Below are 22,221 nucleotides of genomic sequence, written 5' to 3'. Positions count from 1 at the left end.
ATTTTCCCGCGCAGGAGGGTCCACCGGTGAGCGACGACGCGATTCGAGGCACGGCGATCGGAACCGCGCCCGTACCCCTGTCCGTACTGGACCTGGTCACCGTCGGCAGCGGCCGCACCGCCACCCAGGCCCTCGCTACCAGCGTCGCCCTCGCGCGGCTGGCCGAGCGGCGCGGCTACCACCGCCACTGGGTGGCCGAGCACCACTCGATGCCCGGGGTCGCCTCGTCGTCGCCGGCCGTGATCCTCGCGCACCTCGCCGCCCACACCTCGCGCATCCGCCTCGGGTCGGGCGGCGTCATGCTGCCCAACCACGCGCCGCTCGTCATCGCCGAGCAGTTCGGCACGCTGGAGGCGATGGCGCCGGGGCGGATCGACCTCGGCCTGGGGCGGGCGCCCGGCACCGACGGTGCCACCGCCGCCGCGCTGCGCCGCACCGACCGGCTGAGCGAGGGCGCCGACGAGTTCCCGGAGCAGCTCGCCGAGCTCGTCCGCTTCCTGGACGACGACTTCCCCGACGGTCACCCGTACGCGCGGATCCACGCCGTCCCCGGCCCGGTGCAGGGGCCGAGGGGACGGCCGCCGGTGTGGCTGCTCGGCTCGTCGGGCTTCAGCGCGCGGCTCGCCGGGATGCTGGGGCTGCCGTTCGCGTTCGCCCACCACTTCTCGGCCCGCAACACCATCCCGGCGCTGGACCTGTACCGCGAGTCGTTCCGGCCCTCGGCGGTGCTGGACGCGCCGTACACGCTGATCGGCGTCTCGGCGCTGGCGGCGGACGACGAGCGCGAGGCGCGGCGGCAGGTGCTGACGGGCGCGCTGTCGATGGTCCGGCTGCGCACCGGCCGGCCCGGCCTGATCCCGACGCCGGAGGAGGCGGAGGCGTACGAGTTCAGCGCGGTCGAACGCGACTTCGTGGACGGCTGGCTGGCGAACGTGGTGCACGGTACGCCGGAGGCGGTCCGGGACGGTCTGGACGCGCTCCGGAAGCGGACGGGCGCCGACGAGCTGATGATCACGGCCAACGCGCACGGGGCGGAGGAGCGGCTGCGGTCGTACGAGCTGATCGCGGACGCCTACGACCTGCCGGCGGACGCGGCGTAGGGGCGGCGCGGTGGGCCGCCTCCGGTGGGCGCCGGCCGCTCCCGGGGCGGCCCTTCCGCGTGGGCGCCGGGTGCGGATGGTTCCGGCTCGGGAACGGTCGCACAAGCTCCCTAAGCCAGGCTTAAGCGGCTCGTCAGGGGTGTGGTGGGCGGGCGGCCCGGGGTGGGGAACCCGCCTGACGAGCGGTTTTGCCGGAGGATTGGTCTAGTCCTCGTTTGGTCCGGACCATTGACGCGGTGTTCATGCGGCGGTTATCACTTCTCCAACTCCCGTACCGCACACCCCTCTCGGAGGCCGCACGTGCACCACCGCAAACCCCTCATCGCCGCGCTCACGAGCGTGGTGCTCGCCGCCGGGGCGCTGGCCGCCGTCGGCGGCACGGCCACCGCACAGACCGCCGCCGCCTCCTCCGGCGGGGTGAAGATCGCGTACTACGACCAGTGGAGCGTGTACGGGAACGCCTTCTACCCCAAGCACCTGGACACCCGGGGGATCGCCGGCAAGCTGGACGTCATCAACTACTCGTTCGGCAACATCCACCCGACCGAACTGACCTGCTTCGAGGCCAACAAGGCGGCCGGGGACGACAACAACCCGAACGCCGGTGACGGCGCGGGCGACTCGTACGCCGACTACCAGCGGTCCTTCTCGGCGGCCGACAGCGTCGACGGGGTCGCCGACAAGTGGGACCAGCCGATCGTGGGCGTCTTCAACCAGTTCAAGGAGCTGAAGGCGAAGTACCCGAAACTCAGGATCAACATCTCGCTGGGCGGGTGGACGTACTCCAAGTACTTCCACGACGCGGCCAGGACGGACGCGAGCCGCAAGAAGTTCGTGGCCTCGTGCGTCAAGCAGTACATCGCCGGTGACCTGCCGGTCGAGGGCGGCTACGGCGGGCCCGGCACGGCTGCCGGGATCTTCGACGGCATCGACATCGACTGGGAGTACCCGGGTTCCCCCGACGGGCACCTCGGCAACCACTACGGGCCCGAGGACAAGCAGAACTTCACGCTGCTGCTCGCCGAGTTCCGCAAGCAGCTCGACGCCTACGGCGCCGCGCACGGCGGGAAGAAGTACCTGCTGACCGCCGCCCTGCCGGCCGGGCAGGACAAGATCAAGAACATCGAGACGGACAAGATCGGCGCGTACCTCGACTACGCGAACATCATGACGTACGACATGCACGGCGCCTGGGACGGCGACGGGCCCGCGTACCACCAGTCGCCGCTGTACTCCGGCGCCGGCGACCCGACCGACCCGGTCAAGCCGGGCACCGAGAAGTACTCGGTCGACAACGCCATCGACGCCTGGATCGACGGAAAGCCCGCGTACGGGATCGCCGGCGGCTTCCCGGCGAACAAGCTGACCCTCGGCTACGAGTTCTACTACCGGGGCTGGAAGGGCGTCCCGGCGGGCCCGAAGAACGGTCTGGCGCAGCCCGCGACGGGCGCCTCCGCCGCCCGGCCGGTCAGCCAGCAGGCCGGGATAGCGCACTACAAGGAGCTCGGCGGCATCGTCGACAACGCGGCCACCACCTTCTGGGACGACGAGGCGAAGGCCGCGTACTTCTACAAGGACGGCGAGTTCTTCACCGGGCTGGACAAGCGCGCCGTCCAGGCCCGCGCGGACTACGCGCACCAGCGGGGCCTGGCCGGCGCGATGATGTACTCGCTGCTCGGGCTGGACGAGCGGACCACGCTGCTGAACGACATCGTGGCCGCGGTGGGCTCCTCGCCGTCGACCCCGGACCCGACGCCCACGCCGACTCCCACCCCCACCCCCACCCCGACGCCGACCCCGACGCCGACCCCGACGCCGACCCCGACCGTCCCGCCGGCCGGATGCACCGCCGCCGCCTGGTCACCGGCCGCGGAGTACACCGGTGGCGCCCGGGTCTCCCACAAGGGACGCACCTGGAAGGCCAAGTGGTGGACGAAGGGCGAGGAGCCCGGCACCACCGGTGAGTGGGGCGTCTGGCAGGACCTCGGTTCCTGCTGATCGGCCCTTGGCCGGCTCCGGAAGGTCCCGCCCGGCCCGCGACGCCCTTCGGGCGGACGCCGATACTTTCCGGACACTCCCTGAGCGCCGCCGCCCCCGAGGGGGCGGCGGCGTCCGCCGTTCAGCTGTTGCCCACCAGCACGTTGAAGAACTCGTCCACGGCCGCCTGGTCGGCGGGGAAGTGGCGGATCTCGGCGATGCGCTCCTCCTCGATGCGGAAGACCAGCACCCAGTCCATGGCGATGTCGCTGCCGTCCCCCCGGTGGCTCACACAGTGGTGGACCTCCACCACATGCTTCTCGTCGGCCCCCGCGTACCAGACGTCGGCCGTGAAGTCGCCGGTCGCCAGGCCCTCCAGATACGTGGTGATCCCCTCCGGGCCGTGGTGACAGCCGGCCAGCGGGTGGTTGCCCGGCACGTGCCACACCGCGTCCGGCGCCAGGACGGTGGCGCGCAGACCCTCCAGGTCCCCGGTGGCGTAGCCGGCCCAGAAGCGCCTGATCAACTCGATGTTGGGGTTGCTCATCTCAACTCTTCCCGGCTAGCGGCTCCTTGTGCCATTGAGCTTCCTGTTGCCCTGCCCCGCCGGTCCAATACTTGGATCCATAACCTTGTGGCATGGACGTCGACACCCGGCTGTTGCGCTACTTCGCCGCCGTCGCGGAGGAGGGCCACCTCACCCGTGCCGCGGAACGGTTGTTCATCTCCCAACCCGCGCTGACCAAGCAGGTCAAGCAGCTCGAAGCGCAGCTCGGCACGGAGCTGTTCGTGCGCTCGCGCAACGGCATGGCGCTCACCGAGGCGGGTACCGCGCTGGCCGCCGCCGTGCCGGCCGTACTGGAGGCGTGGGGCAACGCGCAGCGCGCCACCTCGGCGGCCGCCGAGCGGGCGGCGCGGGTGCTGCGGGTCGGGTTCGTGGCGTCCGCCGCCAACGAGCTGACCCAGCAGATCATCGCGGAGTTCGCCCGCCGCCGCCCCGGCTGGCGGGTGCGGATGCTCCAGACCAGCTGGGAGGACCCGACCGCCGGCCTGGCCGGCGGCGATGCGGACGTGGCGCTGCTGCGGCTGCCCTTCCCCGGGCAGGACGACCTGGGGGTGGAGGTGCTGCTCACCGAGGACCGCTGGCTCGCGCTGCCGGTCACCCACCCGCTGGCGGGCCGGGAGGTGATCGACTTCCGTGACGTCCTCGACGAGCCGTTCGTCGCCGCGCCGGAGGCCTCCGGCTGGTGGCGCGAGTACTGGCTGGGCTCCGACGAGCGGGACGGGCACCCCGTGACCGTCGGCGCGGTGGCGAGCACCCCGGACGAGTGGCTCAACGCCATCGCGAACGGCTACGGCATCAGCCTCACCCCGGAGGCCACCGCCCGCTTCTACCAGCGCCCCGACGTCGTCTACCGGCCGGTGCGCGGGGTGAGCGGCAGCCGGGTCGGCGTCGCCTGGTGCCGCGACGGCGACGTCCCGGCGGCCGTACGGGACTTCGTCCGCAGCGCGCTGATCGTGAGCGGGGACGGGAGTGGCGGGCGGGTCAGCCGGGGCTGACGCCGATGAGCTCCGCGATGCGCTCCGCGGTGACCGCGCGGGAGTACAGCCAGCCCTGGCCCGTGTCGCAGCCGATGCGGCGCAGCCGGGCGGCCTGCCCGGAGGTCTCCACGCACTCGGCGGTGACGGTCAGCCCGAGCCGGTGCGCCAGCTGCACCAGCGCCTCCACGATCACCTCGTCGGCCGGGTTCGGGTGCTCCTCGTCCTGGAACCCGCGGACGAAGGAGCCGTCCAGCTTGAGGACCGAGACGGGCAGGCGGCTGAGGTAGGCGAGGTTGGAGTAGCCGGTGCCGAAATCGTCGATGGCGATCCGTACGCCCATGTCGCTCAGGGCCTGGAGGGCCTGCAACGGCCGCCCGGCCGAGCCCATCACCGCGGACTCGGTCAGCTCCAGCTGGAGCAGGTGCGGGGCCAGCCCGGTCTCGGCGAGGATCTCCGCCACGTCGGCGACCAGGTCGGAGTCCCACACCTGGCGCACCGCGACGTTGACGCTCACGAACAGCGGACGCTCACCGGGGTGGTCCAGCTGCCACTGCCGGGCCTGCCGGCAGGCCGTGCGCAGCACCCAGCGGCCGAGCTGGACGATCGACCCGTCCTCTTCGGCGATTCCGATGAACCGATTCGGCGCCAGCGGCCCGAACTGCGGGTGGTTCCAGCGGACCAGCGCCTCCACGCCCCGTACGGTCCCGTCCACCATCTCCACCAGCGGCTGGTACTCCAGCGCGAACTCGCCCCGCTCGACGGCCGGGCGCAGGGTGGAGGAGAGCGACTGCCGCGTCATCCGGTGCGCGTTGCGCTCCGGGTCGAACAGCGTCCAGCGGGCCTTCCCGTCGGCCTTGGCCCAGTACAGCGTGGTGTCGGCGGCCTGCATCAGCCCGTTGACGGTGGTGCCGGCGGCGGCCCGCTCGACCACGCCGATGGATGCCGAGACCGACAGCCGCTGCCCCGCCAGGTCGAACGGCCGCTGCACGGCGGTGAGGACGGACCGGGCGAGGTCGGCGAGCTGCTCCGTACCGGTGGAGTCCTCGATCAGGACGGCGAACTCGTCCCCGCCGAGCCGGGCCACGAGGTGGCCGCCGCCCCGGGTGTGGCCGTCGCCGTCGGCGCACTCGGTGAGCCGGGTCGCCACGGCCGCCAGCAGCCGGTCGCCGACGCGGTGGCCGAGGGTGTCGTTGACCGCCTTGAACCCGTCGAGGTCCAGGTAGCACAGGCCGATGCGGCCGGTACCGCCGTCGTCGTACGAGGAGTTCTCCAGCGCCGAGGTCAGCCGCTCGAAGAACAGGGTGCGGTTGGGGAGCCGGGTCACCGGGTCGTGCATCTGGAGGTGCCGCAGCCGCGCCTGGAGCTGGCGCCGGTCGCTGATGTCCGCGATCGACAGCAGGACGCCCCGGCCGGACGTGACCGGCGCGACGGTCACCTCGGCCCACAGCGAGCGCCCGTCGGGGTGCTTGATCCGGCGCGTGCAGCGGAACCGGGATCGGCGGCCGCCCAGCACCTCGCGGTACGCGTGCCAGGTGCGGCTGTCGGACGCCAGGTCCACGAGGTCGGCGGCGGCCTGCTCGCGGAGCGACGCGGTGTCGGTGCCGAGCAGCGCGGCGAGGGCTTCGTTCGCGGTCACCACGAGCCCCTCGGCGTCCACGACCGCCATGGCGATGTGGGCGGCGTTGAAGGCGGCGCGGTAGTCGTCCAGGGTCTGCGCGGCATGCCCGGCGGGCGGTTTCGCCCGGACGCGGGCGACGACGGCCCGGGGGCGCGGCTCACCGACAGTTTCATTACTCTCTGTGACCGGCCGTGGGGCGGTTCCGGTCGTCGAGACTGCCGCAGCTCCCGGTCCTTCGGAGGTTCCGTTCACGGCTCGCTCCCGCAAGGCAGTTGTGACGCACAGATGTGGTCGGGATGGGTCGGCCAGGAAAGTGTGCCGATCATAGAGGCTCTCGCGGCGGCCGTTCCAGCGCCGACGCCGCGTGAGACGCATGGGGTTGGTGTGAGTAATCCGCCGTCCGTGGGCGGCCGATCGTTTCTGCACGGGTGTGGCGGGGGCCGGTACCGCCGTGACCGGATGTGACTGTCGGTGAACTTCCCGGACCGTCGCGGCGCGTCGGTCGCTCACCCATGTGGGGCAGCGGAACAGGGCGTAACACCACAAACCATCACAGGGTGGTGTGACGTCCTGTAAGTCGCACCGGAGGTCGACGTGGAGGGTCAGCAGACACCCGACGGAGTGGAACGCCGCCGCCTGCGTTCCACCGCCGCGGGCCTCTTCGCTCTCTGCTCGCTCGCCGCCACCGGCCTCGTCGCCGGCCCCGCGAGCGCCGCCCCCGCGGCGGGTCCGTGCGCCCTGCCGCGTACCGACGCCCATCATTCGCTCGGGCTGGACACCTGGAACGCGGCCTATCCGCGGCCCGTCCGCGAGCTCGACGCCCTCATGGTCTTCCTGTCGTTCCCCGACTCCCGGCCGCTGACCCACCCGGAGGCGCTCGCCGCCGACTACTTCCCCGCCACCAGCCACTTCTTCCGGCGCGCCTCCTACGGGAAGTTCACCCTGCGTCCGCACCCGCGCCGCGAGTGGATCCGGATGCCGCACCCCTCCACCTCGTACGCCATACGGCGCGACTGGGCGCCCGAGCGGCGCGCCGCCTACCTCCGCGACGCGCTCGCGGCGGCCGACCCGGTGGTCGACTTCTCGCGGTACGACATCGTCTACCTGGTCGCCGACCCCGACGCGCCGGGCGTGGACTCCGACGCGACCAAGGTCGTCAACTTCGACACCCCGCTGTACGCCGACGGCGCGCCGATCAAGCGCGTGGTCACCGTCTTCGAGCGGCACCCCCCGGACCGCAACGTCCTCGCCCACGAGACCGGGCACGTCTTCGACCTGCCCGACCTGTACCGCCGGCCCACGGACGGCAAGGGCGACTGGGACACCCATGTGGGTGACTGGGACGTCATGGGCAGCCAGTTCGCCCTCGCGCCGGAGCTCTTCGGCTGGCACAAGTGGAAGCTGGGCTGGCTGGACGGGCGCCAGGTGCGCTGCGTGGACGAGCCGGACGGCAGCCGCTTCACCCTGGAGCCGCTGGCGGCGCCGCCGGAACGCGGCGCCTCGGTCGGCACCCGCCTGGCGGTCGTCAGGACCGGCGGCAACAGCGCGCTGGCCGTCGAGGCGCGCGGGGCGGCCGGCAACGACCACGGCACCTGCACCGAGGGCGTGCTGATCTACCGGGTGCGTACGGACGCGGTGTCGGGCGCCGGCCCCGTCGAGGTGATCGACACCCACCCGTCGACCGAGGCCTGCTGGGACCGGTCGGTCTACCCGCCCCTGGCGGACGCGCCCCTGGGCGTGGGGGAGACCTTCACGGTGCCGGGGGAGAACGTCCGGGTCGAGGTCGCCGACCGGACCCGCACCGGCACCTGGACGGTGCGGGTCACCGTGCCGTGACGCGGGGCGGCGCCGGGTGCGGACGTACGAAAAAGCCCCCCGCTTCCGCGAGGGGCTCTTCCCGTCTGTGCGCCGCCAGGGACTCGAACCCCGGACCCGCTGATTAAGAGTCAGCTGCTCTAACCAACTGAGCTAGCGGCGCCTGCTGACGTCGTAGACATTAGCACCCTGATCGGCGGGAGGAAAAATCGAAACCTTCACGTCCGAGGCCGTCCCCGCGCGAGCCGCCCGCACGCAGGCCCACAGGACCACCTCGGGCCCCGGCAGCCAGGGGTGCCGGGTGTCCGGCGCCACGAGCCAGCGCGGCGCGCCGCCGTCCGCGCCCCCCGCCGTCAGTGGCGGCACCGTGATGGCGTCCCCGGTGCCGTGGCAGAGCAGGGGCGGCACCGCCTGGCCCCACTCCTCCCAGCGCAGCAGGGACGGCAGCCGGTGGGCGGTGCCCGGGGCCGTGAACAGCAGCAGCCGTCCGCGGTGCACGGCGACGGGGCCGGAGCCGGGGCCCTCGTCCCACAGCCGGTCGAGCATGCGGCGCCCGAAGACCGACTCCACGCTCACCACGTCGAAGACCGAGCCGCACGGCAGCACCGCCGGCGCGGTGGGCCTGGACTCCCACAGCGCCAGCGTGGAACGGGGATGGGTGGCCGCCGCCACCAGCCAGTCCGCGCCGTCCGAGGTGACCTGCGCGGTGTGATGACGTCCCTCGTCGCGCAGGAAGCGGAAGATGTCCGAGCGGCTCTCGTCGGTGACGCCGTGGGCCGGGCTCAGGGGGGTCTCGTCTCGCAGCCAGGTACTCATACCACCGTGTCTACCGCCGGTGACCGGCCCGCTCCGGGGAGTTGCGGGAAATCGGGACACGGTAGGGCGGGAAGGAGTATCTTGCCGCCCGGCATATGCCACGACGACTGGCCGGGGGCAGGCCGCCGCTACCGGCCCGGGGACGCCGGAGGGCGCGCCGGCGAGCCGGTGCGCCCTCGCGGTGACCGGATCGGTCACGTGTTGTTGCCGCAGCTCCACACCCACTTGTGCGAGGCGGCGTCGTCGTGCACCACCCGCATGTGGCCGGCGGAGTACTGACCGGTCCACGAGAACACCTGGGTCCGCTCGCGCAGGTTCCACTGGGCGCCCTGGCCCAGGCAGGCGTACGCGCTCGCGTAGTTCTCGTTGTAGTAGATGTTCACCTGGGCCGGGGAGCCGCTGGTGCCCAGGTTCTGCACCCAGTCGACCTTGTTCTGGATGGTGTCCGGCCAGTTGGGGCTGCTGTTCTGGTTGCGGTAGGTCTGGCCGTGCTCGTCGGAGTAGGCGCAGAACTCGCCGGCGTTGCAGCCGCCGTCGGCCTGGGCGATGCCGGGCGAGGCGAGGATGGCGGTGGCGGCCATGGCGGCGCCGAGGAGAGCGGTGCGGATCTTAGCCATGGTGGGGTGGTGTCCCTTCGTCCGGCGTATGCCGATTCGGAGTGGGGCCGGGCGGTCTGCCCGGCCCTGCCGGTGTGTGGTGCGGAACGCGATGTCAGCCCCGGCCGGCCACATCGCGAGCTGTGGGCAGGGCGTCCCGCTGCATGCGCCGCGCCGTGTCGAACGCGGAGCGGTGCTCGCCGTACAGGACGTCCTTGTGGTGCTCGTCGAGCCGCGCGGCGGTGGCCGCGAGCCCGCTGGTGCGGGCGCACCGGGCCTCCGCCGTGGCCGCCGCGACGTCCGCCGCCCGGGCCCCGGGGCCGGTGTCGAGCAGCCGGACCCGGCGCAGTTCCGGGGGGTTCTCGGCGGGGTGGCCGCTCTTCTTCATGCAGCTCCGCCACGCCGCGAGGCCGGCCTGGAACTCCGGCTCCTCCGCGACCCGGCCCACCCGTATGCCGGGCAGGCTGTTCACCATCTGGTACGAGCGGTACCAGGCGTGCACGTCGCCGTAGAGGCGCCGCCAGGCGCCCGCGGTGCAGCCCTGGTCGCTCTGGGTGAAGGTGCCGCCCATGGCGACCTCCGCCCTGAGCGGCGTCCGGTCCGCGCTCGGCCCGAAGAGGGCCGCGGTGTACGCCGTCCTGCGGGCTGCCGAGAGGCCGTCCAGGTACCGCTCCGCCTCGCCGTTCCTCCAGCGCCGGTCCTGGCCCTGTTCGAACTCCCGGCCGTAGCCGTGCTCGGCGGCCCACGCCTCGTCGTCCACCACATAGGGGAACTCGCGGTACTCCGGCGAGGGCAGCCGGGGCGCCGGCCAGTAGCGGAAGCCCTGTCCGGCCATGCAGTCCCGGATCAGCAGCTGCTCGGCCCGGTGCAGGAGGTCCTTCTCCCCGGTGGTGGGGCTCGGTGGCGCGGCCGGGGCCGCCGCCGGCTTCCCCGCCGCCGAGTGGCCGGCGGGGGAGCCCTGGGCCGCCACGGTCAGGGCGGCCGCGGTCAGCAGGCCCGCGCCCAGCACGGCGGCCAGCAGCCACCTCAGTCCTCTGATCGCCATCGCGCTTCCCGTGTCCTCTCCGCCCGTCTGTTCCGGGGTGTCAGCACTGGCGGGTGACGCCGCCGGTCGCGTCGCCCTTGAGGTAGATGGCGCTGACGTAGCCGACCCCGCCGGCGTTCAGGGGGAGTTCCACCCACTTGTCGCTGGTGTAGCCCTCGGCGGTGACGGTCTGGCCGGTCTTCCAGCAGTTCGCGGGGTACGACTGGTTCGGGAAGACCTTGCTGACGGCGGCGCAGCCGGTCGACGCGCAGGACCGCACGTTCGCCTCCGCCCACGCCGTCACCGTCGTCCTCGTCCCGCCGCCGCCCGGCGTGCACGGCAGGGACACGCCCCGGTCCCGGAGGTAGGGCACCGGGTCGATGCCCCGGACCGTGGTGGAGGTGCCGACCCGGACCCGCAGGTGCAGGTGGGGCCCCGACGACTCGCCCTCGCTGCCCATCAGCGCGATGCGCTGGCCCGCCGTGACCTGCTGCCCCACGGAGACGTCACGGTGGTACATGTGGCCGTACTCGGTCACCGTCCCGTCGGAGTGCAGGATGCGGATCCACTGGCCGTACCCGCTCGCGGGGCCGGAGGCGATCACCTCGCCGGACCCGACGGCGTAAATGGGCGTGCCGAGGGCGTTGGCGATGTCGACACCGTCGTGGGTGGAGCTGTACCACTGGCTGACGGTGCCGGCGGCCGGGCACGAGGCCGCGAAGGAGGCCGCGGACGCGGCGGGCGCCGCCACCGTGGCGGTCGGCGCCGGTGCCGCGTGCCCGGGGGACGCCGCCACGAGGGGCAGGAACAGAGCGGCGGCGGCCGCGAGGCCGACGCGCGGTTTGAAGCCGGACAGACCAAGACGCACGAGTGCTTCCTTCCCTGTGGTCCCTGACGCGGGCCCGGTGATCCCTGGGCCGGGTTGCTGGTTCGGCGGTGGAGCGCCGTCCGGCGCGGCCGCCGGGCCGCTTCGCCCGGCGCCGTCCCCTGCCGGCGGCACGGAACGTATGCGGGCGGCGGTGGCCCCCGGCACCCGGGACGTTCCGGAGGGACAGCGGGAGCGGAGCTCGGATAGGGCTGTGCCGTCCGTTCCGCGAACGACCGCCGGGGAGAGCCCGCATGAGACCGACCGTCCGAAAAATGATCACTGGCCTGTGCGTCCTGCTGGTGGCGGCGACCGCGCCACCGGCCACCGCCACCGCGCGTACGACCACCACAGGGGCCGCCGTCCGGCCCGTCGACGGTGGCTGGCACATCGACCTGACCAGCGAGAAGAGCGACCAGCGCAACATCGCGCACCGCGCGGGCGGCATCACCGTCGACGACGCCCGTACGGGGACACCCTCGGAGCCCCGCCACTCCTTCGCCGTCTACACCTCGCCCGGCCGGAGCCTCGGCCGCCAGGCGACCGCTTTCACCGTCCGCGAGAAGGCCGAGGTGCCCCCGGGGACACGGACGCTGACCGAGGTACGCGGCAGCGGCCACCCCGGTGACTGGACCGAGTGGCGCACCGTGGGGCGGGGAGGGAAGGTCCGGCTGCCGGAAGCGGTGTCCGTGCTCCAGGTCCGGCTCACGCTGCTGGGCCGGCGGGACGGCGGAGTGGCTCCCTCCGTGTCGGACCTCGTCGTCCACGCCGACGCCGAACAGCCCGAGCCGTCCGCGACGGCCGCCGGGACGGCGGGCGCCACCGCCGTCACGTACCGCCTCTTCGCCACCCGCGAGGGGCTGGTCGGGCACACCACCGCGAACGGCCACGTCATCCAGCCCCGCGACCACTTCGTCGCCCTGCCCTCACGGCGCATGCTGGCGAGCAACGGGGGCCAGGAGTACCGGGTGCGGCTGTGCTACAAGGGCCGCTGCGAGACGGCACCGGTGTGGGACGTCGGACCGTGGAACACCCGGGACGACTACTGGAACCCGCCGGCCACCCGGGAGATGTGGCGCGACCTGCCCCAGGGCGTGCCCGAGGCCCAGGCGGCGTATCAGAACGGCTACAACGGCGGCCTGGACGAGTTCGGCCGCCGGGTCGCCAACCCCGCCGGCATCGACGTCGCCGACGGCACCTTCTGGGACGGCCTGGGCATGACCGGCAACGACTGGGTGGACGTCACCTTCCAGCCCACCGACGGCGGTGGGACGACGGTGACGGCGTGGGCGGAGGCGAACGTGCGGTCCTGCGCGTCGACCGGCTGCGCCGCCGTCAGCAAGGTCTTCCCGAACCAGTCGTACCCCGCGAACTGCTGGAAGACCGGCCAGACCGTCACCGCCGAGGGCTACACCAGCGACAAGTGGGTGGAACTCCCCCTGAACGCCGGCGGGGTCGGCTACGTCAGCGCCATCTACCTCAAGGGCGACGCGACCGGCGGCGTCACCCGCCAGTGCTGACACCCCGGAACACGCGGGGGTCCGCCGCGTACCGTCCCTGCGGCACGGTACGGAGGACCGCCCGGCACGGTGCCGTGCGGGCAAGGAGGATCCCATGCATCTCCGCGGGAGACGTCCGCTCCGGCTGCCGGTGCCCGGGCCCGTCGCCGCCGTCCTGACGGCGCTGACGGTACTCGGGCTCTGGCTGGCGGGGCCGGGGGCAGCCCCTGCGGCCGCCGCGGCCCGGCCGGACTTCCGGCTGCCCTTCGCCTGTGGCCAGACCTGGCAGCTGCAGACCTACCAGGGCCACACGCCCGAGGACAAGAAACTCGACATGTACCGCGTGGGCGGCGGCACGCTCGGCGCGGAGGTCGCCGCCTCGGCGGCCGGCACGGTCACCGAGTTCTTCGCACCGGGCGGCCTGGAGATCAATCACGGTGGCGGGTGGTTCACGGTCTACCTGCACCTGGACCGCATCGACGTGCGGCTCGGACAGCAGGTCGCCTCGGGGACACCGCTCGGACGGCTCGGGCTGGTCGGCACCACCTCGGCGCACCTGCACTACGAGCAGCTGTACGACACCAACGGGGACAACGACGGCGAGACGGACGAGATGGTCCACCCGGTGATCCAGGGCACCGAGTACCGCCTCTCGCCCGCCGGGCCGTTCCCCCGCGTCACCAGCACCAACGCCTGCGGCGGCGGGGGCGCCGACCCGGCGCGGTTCTGGGTCGACACCTTCGCCGACGCCACCGGCTACGCGGCGGTCGACTGCGTCGGCGACACCAGTTCCCGCTGCGCCCCGCAGGGCAGGCTGCTGAAGGGCACCAACTACGTCCTGTGCAAGAAGTGGGGCGACGAGGTGCGGGTCGGCGACTCGTACAACCACTGGTGGCTGCTCACCGACCTGGACGAGGTCGCACCCGGTGGCACGGGCCGTGCCTACGTCTCCGCGTACTACCTCCAGCGCTGGGGGAACGACGAGGCGAAGGACAACGACGGGCGTGACATCCGGTTGTGCTGACGTCAGCCCGGCGAGGGCCGTCCCGCGCACTCCGGGAGCGCGGGGCGGTCCTTCGCCCGTACGGCGGGCAGCCAGGCCGTGCCCCCGCCCTCGCCGGCGGGCAGCCGGACCCTGAACCACTGGGTGGACCGCGCGCCCGCCTCGTCGGCGATCGGTACCCCCTGCGGGACCTGGCAGTCGGCGACCAGGACGTCGCCGTGCCAGACGCGGGTCGTGACGACGTTGTCCAGGGTGTACGGCTTCGCGGGGTCGATCGCCAGACCGAGGCTGCACATCTTGTCCCGGTTGCCGCCCCGGCGGCACGGCTCCTCGGCGTTGAACACCACGACACGCGCGGTCCGTTCGCCGTCCGCCGTCCCTCCCGGTCCGGAGGCCGCGCCGCCGCCGGACCGCGGTGACCGGTCCTCACCGCCGAGGAACGCCACTCCGGCGGCGGCCGTACCGCACACCACGGTGGTCACGGCGGCGCCGAGCAGCGCGGTGCGTCGCCGCCGCCGCGCCGGGGGCGGGGCCGGGGACTGCTCCATCCCCTGCTCCTGCTCCCGCTCCTGTTCCCGCCCGTGCTCCCGCTCCTGTTCGGCGCGGATGCGGGCCAGCAGACCGGCGGCGGTGTGCACGGCGCGCTCCTCGTGGGCGGGGGTGAGGCAGTCGGCCGCCAGATCGCGCCAGAAGGGCGGTACGCGCAGGTCCATCCGGAGCGGCGCCCTGCCCTCGGCGTACTCCTGGGCGGCGGCCCCCCGGGCCATCGGCGTGGCGCCCGGGAACGGGGACGTACCTCCGGTGAACACCTGGTGGATCATGATGCCCAGCGCCCAGATGTCGGTGCTCGGCCGCACCTGTACGCCGCGTTCGCCGAGCGGTGCCCGCCAGCGCTCCGGCGGCAGGTAGTCGGGGGTGCCCAGGGGCGGGATGTAGCCGTGGGTGCCGTTCAGCTCCACGGCCAGGCCGAAGTCCGAGAGCCGCACGGAGCCGTCCGCCATGATCAATACGTTGTCCGGCTTGAGGTCACCGTGCACCCAGCCCAGATCGTGCAGGTGCGCCAGACCCTCGCAGATCTCGGTGAGCAACCGGGCCCCCTCCGCCTCCGGCAGCGGTGACCGCGCGGCCGGGTCGGAGGCCCGCGCGCCGGACGGCGAAGGAGCCGCGGGGCCCGGGGCGGACGGGAGGTGCAGCCGCTCCCGCAGGCTGTGCCGGGCCCGTTCCATGACGAGCACCACCGCCCCGTCGAGCACGGGGTTCGCGGGCTCGCTGAGCGTGAGGGAGTCGAGCAGCCGGATCAGCCGCGGGTGCCGGGACCGCCGGCCGAGCTCGGTCTCGCGCCGGGCGGTCTCCACGAGCCCGCGCGCCTGACGCGGGGCGAGTCCCGCCGTGGGGAGGAACTTGAGCGCCACCTCCGCCACGCCGCCCGGTCCCGATCCCGATCCCGATTCCGGGCCCGCTCCCGATCCCGATTCCGGTCCCGACTCCGCTTCCGGTCCCGCTCCGGGGACGGCGCCGTCGTCCCCGGAGCCTCGCGGCGGCCCGGCGTACCGGGCCGCGTACACCGTGCCCCATCCGCCGGCTCCGATCGGCTCGGTCACCTCCCAGTCTCCGACCCGGTAGCCGGGGGGCACCACCTCCACCGGTCCGTCGCTCACCGGCCCGCCACCTCCACCCGGTGCGGTGCCGGAGTCCTGGGCGGCAGCAGCGCCAGGTGCTCCTCGCGTACGAGCCCGAACCGCAGGGCGAGGCCCACCACCGCCTCCCGTTTCCCGTTGCGCCGGGCGCCCTGCCGGGGATCGGCCGTCGCGGGGGCGCTGATCCGCAGCTTCTCCTCCGCCAGGTAGTCGATGTGGGAGCTGACCGCCCGGGCGGTCAGCCGGCCGCACTCCGGGTGGCTCCGCAGCCGGTCCACGATCTGCGGGGTCGTCGCCACGGCCACCGCCGACTCGTCGCGCAGCCGCGGCTCGCACAGCGCCACCAAAACCAGGAAGTAGGTGGCCGTCTCGTCCAGTGAGAAGGCGGTGAGCGTACGCGTGCCCCGGCCGTCCATGCCGTCCGGGTCCACGTACACGTGGTCGGGGGCGAACACCTGGAAGCTCACCGCCGATCCGCGGGCGGGCAGGACGACGCGTGCGAACTCGAAGGGGATGGGAGCGCCGGCCCGCCGGGGCGGGACCCTGAAGTACTCGCCGGCCCCTTCCGGGTTCTCCACCAGGTAGGTCTGGGTGGTGCTGAGATTGCTGAGCTGCCAGTGGTCGTCCGTCACCCGGATCTCCCCCGCGAGCCGGGACACCGCCGGGTTGGCCAGCCTCAGCTCGACGGGGGCGGCCGTGGAGCCCCGCCCGAAGCGGGCCACGCCCCCCGGACCGAGCCGAAGGGTCACCGGACCCGAGGCGGCCCCGTGCCCCGTGTCCCGGACGGCGGTCGTCGCCGTTCCCCCGTCCGACGGTAGGTGGATCAGTACGCCACTCATCGTTCCCCCTTGAAGCCCACGGCCGTCGCGCTGCGCGGGCGCGGCACCCCGGTCTCCCTTCGGCCCCCGCCCGCAGGCGCCAGTATGACCCGGCCGCCGGGCGGTGCTCCGACATTCAACCGTCGGCCTGTCGGGCCGCTGCGGCCCCTGGCAGAAAGCGGTGGGGGCCGGGGCCGCGGCGAGTGGTCACCACCTGCGCGGCAATCCGGCGACGGCCGCGTGGCGAGCCGGATCCAGACTTCGGAACGCGGAAATCTGGCCGGAAAGCGCCGACCGGTTTCCGGCCCGAACCCGACCCCGGACCCGACCCCGGACCCGACCGGATCCCGGTGAAGGGACCGGTGAGACGCCCGGCCGAATGAGCGGCGACGGACCGGCCGAGTACCCGGCGGGACGCCCGGCTGAGGACCGGGGGAGCGGGGGCCGCGAGGGGGGCTACCTCTCGTCCGGCCGGCCGCCGGTGCGCAGCAGGTCCCGGCCGAACTCGATCATCTTCTTGGCGTAGTCCTCGGTCCACTCGGCACGCTCGGCGATGTCCCCCGCCGTCAGCCGGTCGAACCGCTTCGGATCGGCGAGCTGGGCGGCAGCGACCGCCTGGAACTCCACCGCCCGGTCGGTCGCCGCCCGGAACGCGAGCGCCAGTTCCGTGGAGCGCGCGAGCAGCTCCTGGGGATCCTCCATCGACTCGAGGTCGAAGAAGTGCTCCGGGTCGGAGGCGGCCTCCGCCGGCTCGAAGAGCAGGGGCGCGGGTCGCAGCCGCCGCTCGCTCCGCTCGGTTTCCGCCATGAACCTCTCCTCTTCGCACGACGAGTCTCCCCCACCCGCGGGGACGCCCCCGTCGTGATGGCCCACCTTCCATTCTCCCGCCCGGCGCAAGTACGCCCCGCCCCGCGCGGCCGGACCCTACGAAGACCACGGGATCCGGTGTTCCGACAGGTGGGAGAGCACCGCGTGGTTGGCCTCCCAGCCGTCCGGGAACTTCACCGTGACGCCCAGCCGCACCGGCTCCGTCGAGGGGTGCTCGTCCAGCAGGTCCGCCACGCCCGCCCGGCACACCACCACGCAGGCGTGGCGGTGGCGGGAGGCCAGCACGCACAGGCGCCCGGTCTCCAGGTGGAACGCCGTCGCGTCCGGGCGGCCCGACAGCGGGTGGAGGACGACCGTCACGTCGTACTCCCGCCCCTGGAGGCGGTTCGCCGTGTCGACGGTGACCCCCGCGACGCCGAGCCCGGCCAGCGCCGCCCGTACCGCCGCCGCCTGGTCGCGATGGGCCGTGCCCACGGCGATCCGGTCCGGGGTGAGGGGCACGGGCTCCGCCGACCGCTCCGACACGGCCGCCCCGCCCCGGTCCAGCATCCGCCGCACCACCAGCGCGACCGCCCGCACCGCCTCCGGGTCCGTGCGCGGGGTGTGCCGGGCGGGCAGCTCCAGCAGGCCCCAGCCCGCCTCGGCCGCCTCGTCCAGCACCCGGTCGGGCCCCGAACCGTCCGACGGCACCCCGAAGGACAGCCGCCGGTCACCGGGCCCCGTACCGCTGCGGAACGGGGTGTACGGGTAGAACGCGCCGGAGACGAGCGGCGCGGCGGACGCCGGGAGCCGCCACGACACCGGCAGCCGGTGCTGCGGCAGGTCCGGGTTGTGGGCCAGCAGGGTCGAGACCGCGCTCGCGGACGGGTCGTACGACAGCCCCGCCCACTGGTCGGCGCCGACCACGCTGAACGGGTCCAGCTGCCCCGGGTCGCCCACGAACAGCGCCCGCTCGAACAGCCCGGCCACCGCCAGCAGCGCGTCCGACCGCATCTGGTACGCCTCGTCGACGATGGCGTGCCCCCACGGCTCGACGCCCTTCACATGGGCCCACTTCGCCGCGGTCGAGATGACCACGTCCAGCCCGGCGAGGTCCGCCGCCCTGGCCGACTTGCGTACGTTGCCGAGGTCGTCGAGCGCCTTGTCGTACGGGTCGGAGTCATTGCTGTGCAGCCGGCCCACCGGCAGCTCCGGCTCCTTCTCGGCGAGGCGCAGCACCAGGTCGTCGACCTGCGCGTTGGTCTGGGCGACCACCATCAGGGGCCGGCCGGCCGCCGCCAGCTCCAGCGCGGCGCGCACGACGAGCGTGGACTTCCCCGCGCCGGGCGGCGAGTCCACCACGACGCCCCGCGCCTCCCCGTGCAGCGTGTCGGCGAGGATGCGGCGGGTCGCCCCGGCCGCCTCGGCGGAAGGGTCGAAGGCAACGGGCGTCACAGCAGGTCCTCCGGTGTCACGGCGTCAGGGGCTTCCACCGCGTCCGGCCGCGGCGGGCCGCCGTGCGTCCAGGGTGTCTCCTCCGGGTCGGGCAGCTTCGGGCCCACCCGCTGGTCGTGCTCGAACAGCGTCCACACCAGGCGGTCGCCCTTCTCCGGCACCGAGCCCTCCGCCGGGTCCTTGCCGCGGCCCATCCGGTCCAGGACGCGCAGCACCGGCGACCCGTCCTCCTCGTACCGCACGAACTCCGCGGCCTGCGGCTTGCCGTCCAGCGAGCGGTACGCCCTCACGCCCTCGCCGAGGTGCGGCCGGTCGTCGGTGCGGACGGTCAGCAGCGGGCGCGGCGCGGGCCGTTTCGACTCCGACCACGCCATCGTCACCTCCACCACCTCGGCCACGAACGCCTCGCCCGTCAGCCGCCGCGCGGCCATCACCAGCGGGTCGTCCAGCGCCTCCTGCGCCTCCAGCTGCGTCTGCGCGCTCTCCCGCGCGGCCAGCTTGTTCGCCGCCGTCACGGCGTCGTCCCGGCGCGGCTGCGGCGGCTCGCCCGCGCGCACCCGGTCCCGGTGGCCGGTGAACGACCAGCGGTCGCGGGTCCACCGGTCCGCCACCCGGGAGCCCGGCGGCAGCTCGCGCACCAGCTCGATCGCCCGCCACACGGCGTGCCACGTCGGCCGCACCTGGCTGAGGATCAGCCGCCGGATCTCCCGCTCGGCCCGGTGCAGGTCGCCCAGCCGCTCGTCGGCCGCCTCCCCGTCCTCGGCCGACGCCAGGGCCTGCCGGGCCCGGTCGTACCGCTCGATCGCGGGGGCCAGCAGCCGGTTGTCGAACGCCGGGTCGGTCGCCGGGCCGGCCGGCGGGCACAGCAGCTGCCCGTCCCGGTCGCGCCCCAGCTCGGCCCGCAGCGCCGCCTGTGCGCCCGAACTCCCCTCCGGCGCGTCGATCCAGGCGAGCAGCGCCCCCAGGTGCTGGTCCTCCAGCGACGACTGGCCGGTCGCCCAGTGCCGGTTCAGCAGGTCGGTCGCCGCCAGCAGCAGCGACGAACCCGGCACCCGCGCCCGCTCCCCGTAGTGCGTCAGCCACCGGCCCAGCAGCGGGACGCGCGGCGGCGCCGGGAACGGCGTCTCCGGGTCCTGCTCGGCCGTGCGGCGGAACCGCATCGAGCGGCCCAGCAGCCGGACGTACTCGACACCCGCGCGGCTCGGCACGATCAGCTGCGGCGCGTCCGCGCACAGCTCCACCTCGACCTTGACCTTCTTGCCGGTCTCCGGGTCCGTCTCGCTGCGCTCGGCGGCCTCCACGTCGTCCGCGAACCCGTCGACGTACGGCAGGACCGCCTCGGCGAGGTCGGCGAGGAACGCGAACCGCAGGTCCCGGTCCCTCGGCTGCGGCACGACCAGCAGCCGGGGCTCCGCCGGATCCGTCCCGACCAGCGCCCCCAGCGGGGCGCCCGCCTCACCGGCGGTCGTCAGCGGTACGAGCACGAGCGGCCGCTCCGCCACGTGCCGGTGCCGCACGGTGGCCAGCGGCTGGGCGCGCCCCGACTCGACGGCCTCCAGGCGCGCGAGCGTCGAGATCAGCGACATGCGCCCGCCTCCTCCAGGGCCTCCGCCCGCAGGGCCGCCGCCCGCCGCAGCGCGGACACCGCCGGGTCGTCCGGGTCGCCGTCCCCCGAGCTCCCGGCTTCGCCCGGGCAGGAAGTGTCCCCACTCCCGCGCGCCGCCGCCAGCACGGCGCCGACCGTCGTCAGCCCGCCCAGCTCGCCCCGCACGGAACGGCCCAGCGCCTCCACCGCGCCCGCCGCCCTGGCCCGGTCCCGGCAGTGGAACGCCAGCTCGCAGGCGGCCAGGCACTCCGGCGCGTACGCGTGCGGGACCGCCTCCACCGCGGCGGTCAGCTGCTCCGCCGAGCACGCCGTCACGTCGAAGGAGACCCCCTCGGGCAGGGCGGCCGCGATGTCCTCGACACGGGTCAGCCGGGCCAGCTGCCGCCGGGTCACCGACAGCTGCTTGCGCACGTCGACGACGGAACCGGTCGGCTGGTTGGAGAAGTCCTTGGGACACACCAGCAGCACCGAGTGCGCCACCGACGCGCCCTCGGTCACGCGCGCGGTCCGCTCCAGCGCCAGCACGTACACCGCGGCCTGCCGGGCCGCCGCGCCGACCTTCGCCGCGTCCGCCGAGCCGTCGATCATGGGGAAGGACTTGATCTCGACGACCGTCCACCGCCCGTCGGGACCCACCACCACGGCGTCCGGCTCCAAATACGCGGGCGAACCGGCGACCTCCAGGGCCAGCATCGGGTGGTCGAGCAGCGACCACGCGCCCGCCCCGGTCGCCTCCCGCAGCGCCAGCGCCGTACGGGCCGCACGGCCCTGCGGGCCGGCCGCCGCCAGGTCCGGCACGTGGACGTCCTCCCGGCCGTCCACGCCCAGCAGCCGCAACAGCTCGGCGCCGCCGTCCGCCTTGACCTTCGCCTCGAAGGCATTGCCGCGCATGAACGCGAACTGCGACTGCCCGAAGCCCGACGGCGCCCCGAGCGCGGACGCCAGCGCCGCCTTGTCCACCCCGGCGCCGTCCAGCAGCGCCCGTCGCCGGCAGCCGGGATTGGCGGCCAGCGCCGCCAGCGCCCGGGCGTCCAGCGGATGCGGCGCGGACGCCGGGCCGCGCAGCTCGGCGAGCCGGTGCCGGAGTGTCGTCTGCGGACGTCGAACCGGTCCGCTGCCCAGGGATTCGCTCACCCGCGGAAGTCTCGCATCCGCCACTGACAATCGGGGCCCGGATCCCCGTCGTCCCCGTCGGCGACAGCCGGAGCGCCGGCCGGCCGGGCGCCGTGCGGGTCGCCCGCTTCGTGGCCCCGCGCTCCCGTGCGCGATGATGGACGGACACCACGCGCGAACTTTTGGAGAGCCCCCATGGCACCGCGGATCCTGCTCGCCCGGCACGGTCAGACCGAATGGTCGCTGCTGGGCAAGCACACCGGCAGGACGGACATACCGCTGCTCGAGGAGGGCCGCCGCGGCGCCAAGCTGCTCGGCGAGCGGCTCCACCGCAGCCCCTGGAACGGCCTGGAGGGCGTGGAGGTCCGCACCAGTCCGCTGGCACGCGCGCGGGAGACCTGCGAGCTGGCCGGGTTCGGCGACCGCGCCGAGCGGTGGGACACCCTGATGGAGTGGGACTACGGCGCGTACGAGGGCATGACCCCGCCCGAGATCAAGGCGATCGAGCCGGACTGGTTCATCTGGCGCGACGGCGTGCCCGACGGGGAGACCCTGGCGCAGCTGTCCGACCGCGCGGACGAGGTCGTCGCCTGGGCCCGCTCGGCCGACCGCGACGTGCTGGTCTTCGCGCACGGCCACATCCTGCGCTCGATCGCCGCCCGCTGGCTGGGCGAGCCCGTGTCCTTCGCGGCCCGCGTCCGCCTCGACCCGACGAGCCTGTCCGCCCTGGGCTGGGCCTACGGCGCCCCCGCGCTGGAGCGCTGGAACGACACGGGGCACCTGGAGGGCTGAGCCTTCCGGGACCCCGGACACGGAGAGGCCCTCCCATCCCTTGCGGGACGGGAGGGCCTCCTGTTCACCGGGTTCCGAGCATGCCCCTCGGACGAGGGACGCCCCGGCTTCGCGCGACGCCACGACCATCACACGGTG

Annotated in this window: 18 protein-coding genes, 1 tRNA gene and 1 pseudogene; 7 read left to right on the top strand and 13 right to left on the bottom strand. The window is 74.0% G+C overall.

The genetic code is table 11. The features are described 5' to 3' along the window. The first annotated feature begins 26 nt into the window (after positions 1–26). Both AC07DW_RS03895 and AC07DW_RS03890 read left to right on the top strand, forming a co-directional pair. Complete coding sequence (locus tag AC07DW_RS03895) at positions 27–1,100, top strand: LLM class flavin-dependent oxidoreductase (RefSeq protein ID WP_478856008.1); 1,074 nt, start codon at positions 27–29, stop codon at positions 1,098–1,100. Between the two features lie 300 nt (positions 1,101–1,400). Beyond that, the gene (locus AC07DW_RS03890) at positions 1,401–3,098 is read left to right on the top strand and encodes a glycosyl hydrolase family 18 protein (RefSeq protein ID WP_478856007.1); all 1,698 of its coding nucleotides are present in this window, start codon (positions 1,401–1,403) and stop codon (positions 3,096–3,098) included. A 121-nt stretch (positions 3,099–3,219) separates the two neighbouring features. Here AC07DW_RS03890 and AC07DW_RS03885 read toward each other — a convergent pair whose 3' ends face one another. Continuing rightward, positions 3,220–3,624: a nuclear transport factor 2 family protein gene (locus AC07DW_RS03885; RefSeq protein WP_478856006.1), complete on the bottom strand. Its 405-nt coding sequence runs from the start codon at positions 3,622–3,624 to the stop codon at positions 3,220–3,222. A gap of 92 nt (positions 3,625–3,716) precedes the next feature. Between AC07DW_RS03885 and AC07DW_RS03880 the strand changes: the two genes are divergently transcribed. Then, positions 3,717–4,637: a LysR family transcriptional regulator gene (locus AC07DW_RS03880; RefSeq protein ID WP_478856005.1), complete on the top strand. Its 921-nt coding sequence runs from the start codon at positions 3,717–3,719 to the stop codon at positions 4,635–4,637. On the opposite strand, the gene AC07DW_RS03875 is transcribed toward AC07DW_RS03880, so the two are convergent. Further along, positions 4,624–6,489 (bottom strand): putative bifunctional diguanylate cyclase/phosphodiesterase, encoded by a 1,866-nt coding sequence (locus AC07DW_RS03875; protein WP_478856004.1) that lies wholly within the window; start codon positions 6,487–6,489, stop codon positions 4,624–4,626. The genes AC07DW_RS03880 and AC07DW_RS03875 overlap by 14 nt on opposite strands. Before the next feature lie 342 nt (positions 6,490–6,831). Between AC07DW_RS03875 and AC07DW_RS03870 the strand changes: the two genes are divergently transcribed. Further along, positions 6,832–8,073: a M6 family metalloprotease domain-containing protein gene (locus AC07DW_RS03870; RefSeq protein WP_478856003.1), complete on the top strand. Its 1,242-nt coding sequence runs from the start codon at positions 6,832–6,834 to the stop codon at positions 8,071–8,073. Between the two features lie 68 nt (positions 8,074–8,141). On the opposite strand, the gene AC07DW_RS03865 is transcribed toward AC07DW_RS03870, so the two are convergent. The 5 genes and pseudogenes from AC07DW_RS03865 to AC07DW_RS03845 form a co-directional block, all read right to left on the bottom strand. Next, a tRNA-Lys gene (locus AC07DW_RS03865) sits at positions 8,142–8,215 on the bottom strand. After that, positions 8,206–8,868: a bifunctional DNA primase/polymerase gene (locus AC07DW_RS03860; protein ID WP_478856002.1), complete on the bottom strand. Its 663-nt coding sequence runs from the start codon at positions 8,866–8,868 to the stop codon at positions 8,206–8,208. The genes AC07DW_RS03865 and AC07DW_RS03860 overlap by 10 nt, the downstream gene beginning before the upstream one ends. A gap of 194 nt (positions 8,869–9,062) precedes the next feature. After that, positions 9,063–9,485, bottom strand: a complete 423-nt coding sequence (locus AC07DW_RS03855; RefSeq protein WP_478856001.1) for a hypothetical protein — start codon at positions 9,483–9,485, stop codon at positions 9,063–9,065. A gap of 94 nt (positions 9,486–9,579) precedes the next feature. Further along, a complete protein-coding gene (locus AC07DW_RS03850; protein ID WP_478856000.1) occupies positions 9,580–10,509 on the bottom strand; it encodes a hypothetical protein in 930 nt (309 codons plus the stop codon). A 298-nt stretch (positions 10,510–10,807) separates the two neighbouring features. Further along, positions 10,808–11,356: pseudogene (locus AC07DW_RS03845) on the bottom strand (M23 family metallopeptidase); the annotation flags it as partial. Positions 11,357–11,628: 272 nt separating this feature from the next. On the opposite strand from AC07DW_RS03845, the gene AC07DW_RS03840 reads away from it, so the two are divergent. After that, complete coding sequence (locus AC07DW_RS03840) at positions 11,629–12,873, top strand: SH3 domain-containing protein (protein WP_478855999.1); 1,245 nt, start codon at positions 11,629–11,631, stop codon at positions 12,871–12,873. Positions 12,874–12,967: 94 nt separating this feature from the next. Beyond that, complete coding sequence (locus tag AC07DW_RS03835; protein WP_478855998.1) at positions 12,968–13,876, top strand: M23 family metallopeptidase; 909 nt, start codon at positions 12,968–12,970, stop codon at positions 13,874–13,876. Positions 13,877–13,878: 2 nt separating this feature from the next. Here AC07DW_RS03835 and AC07DW_RS03830 read toward each other — a convergent pair whose 3' ends face one another. The 6 genes from AC07DW_RS03830 to AC07DW_RS03805 form a co-directional block, all read right to left on the bottom strand. Continuing rightward, complete coding sequence (locus AC07DW_RS03830; protein WP_478855997.1) at positions 13,879–15,513, bottom strand: serine/threonine-protein kinase; 1,635 nt, start codon at positions 15,511–15,513, stop codon at positions 13,879–13,881. Beyond that, positions 15,510–16,331 carry an FHA domain-containing protein gene (locus AC07DW_RS03825; protein WP_478855996.1) on the bottom strand — a complete coding sequence of 274 codons (822 nt, stop codon included), beginning with the start codon at positions 16,329–16,331 and terminating at the stop codon, positions 15,510–15,512. The genes AC07DW_RS03830 and AC07DW_RS03825 overlap by 4 nt, the downstream gene beginning before the upstream one ends. A gap of 435 nt (positions 16,332–16,766) precedes the next feature. Then, the gene (locus tag AC07DW_RS03820; RefSeq protein WP_478855995.1) at positions 16,767–17,117 is read right to left on the bottom strand and encodes a hypothetical protein; all 351 of its coding nucleotides are present in this window, start codon (positions 17,115–17,117) and stop codon (positions 16,767–16,769) included. A 117-nt stretch (positions 17,118–17,234) separates the two neighbouring features. Next, entirely contained in the window at positions 17,235–18,572 is a 1,338-nt protein-coding gene (locus AC07DW_RS03815) for an AAA family ATPase (RefSeq protein WP_478855994.1), read from the bottom strand. Then, the gene (locus AC07DW_RS03810) at positions 18,569–20,158 is read right to left on the bottom strand and encodes a hypothetical protein (RefSeq protein WP_478855993.1); all 1,590 of its coding nucleotides are present in this window, start codon (positions 20,156–20,158) and stop codon (positions 18,569–18,571) included. Before AC07DW_RS03810 ends, AC07DW_RS03815 begins: the two co-directional genes overlap by 4 nt. After that, entirely contained in the window at positions 20,149–21,312 is a 1,164-nt protein-coding gene (locus AC07DW_RS03805) for a hypothetical protein (protein ID WP_478855992.1), read from the bottom strand. The genes AC07DW_RS03810 and AC07DW_RS03805 overlap by 10 nt, the downstream gene beginning before the upstream one ends. A 174-nt stretch (positions 21,313–21,486) precedes the next feature. Between AC07DW_RS03805 and AC07DW_RS03800 the strand changes: the two genes are divergently transcribed. Further along, positions 21,487–22,083 (top strand): histidine phosphatase family protein, encoded by a 597-nt coding sequence (locus AC07DW_RS03800; protein ID WP_478855991.1) that lies wholly within the window; start codon positions 21,487–21,489, stop codon positions 22,081–22,083. Positions 22,084–22,221 lie beyond the last annotated feature (138 nt).

It is taken from the genome of Streptomyces sp. NPDC045701 (assembly GCF_056432045.1).
Note: the sequence above shows the minus strand (reverse complement) of the source record. Positions and strands in the feature narration are given on the sequence as shown.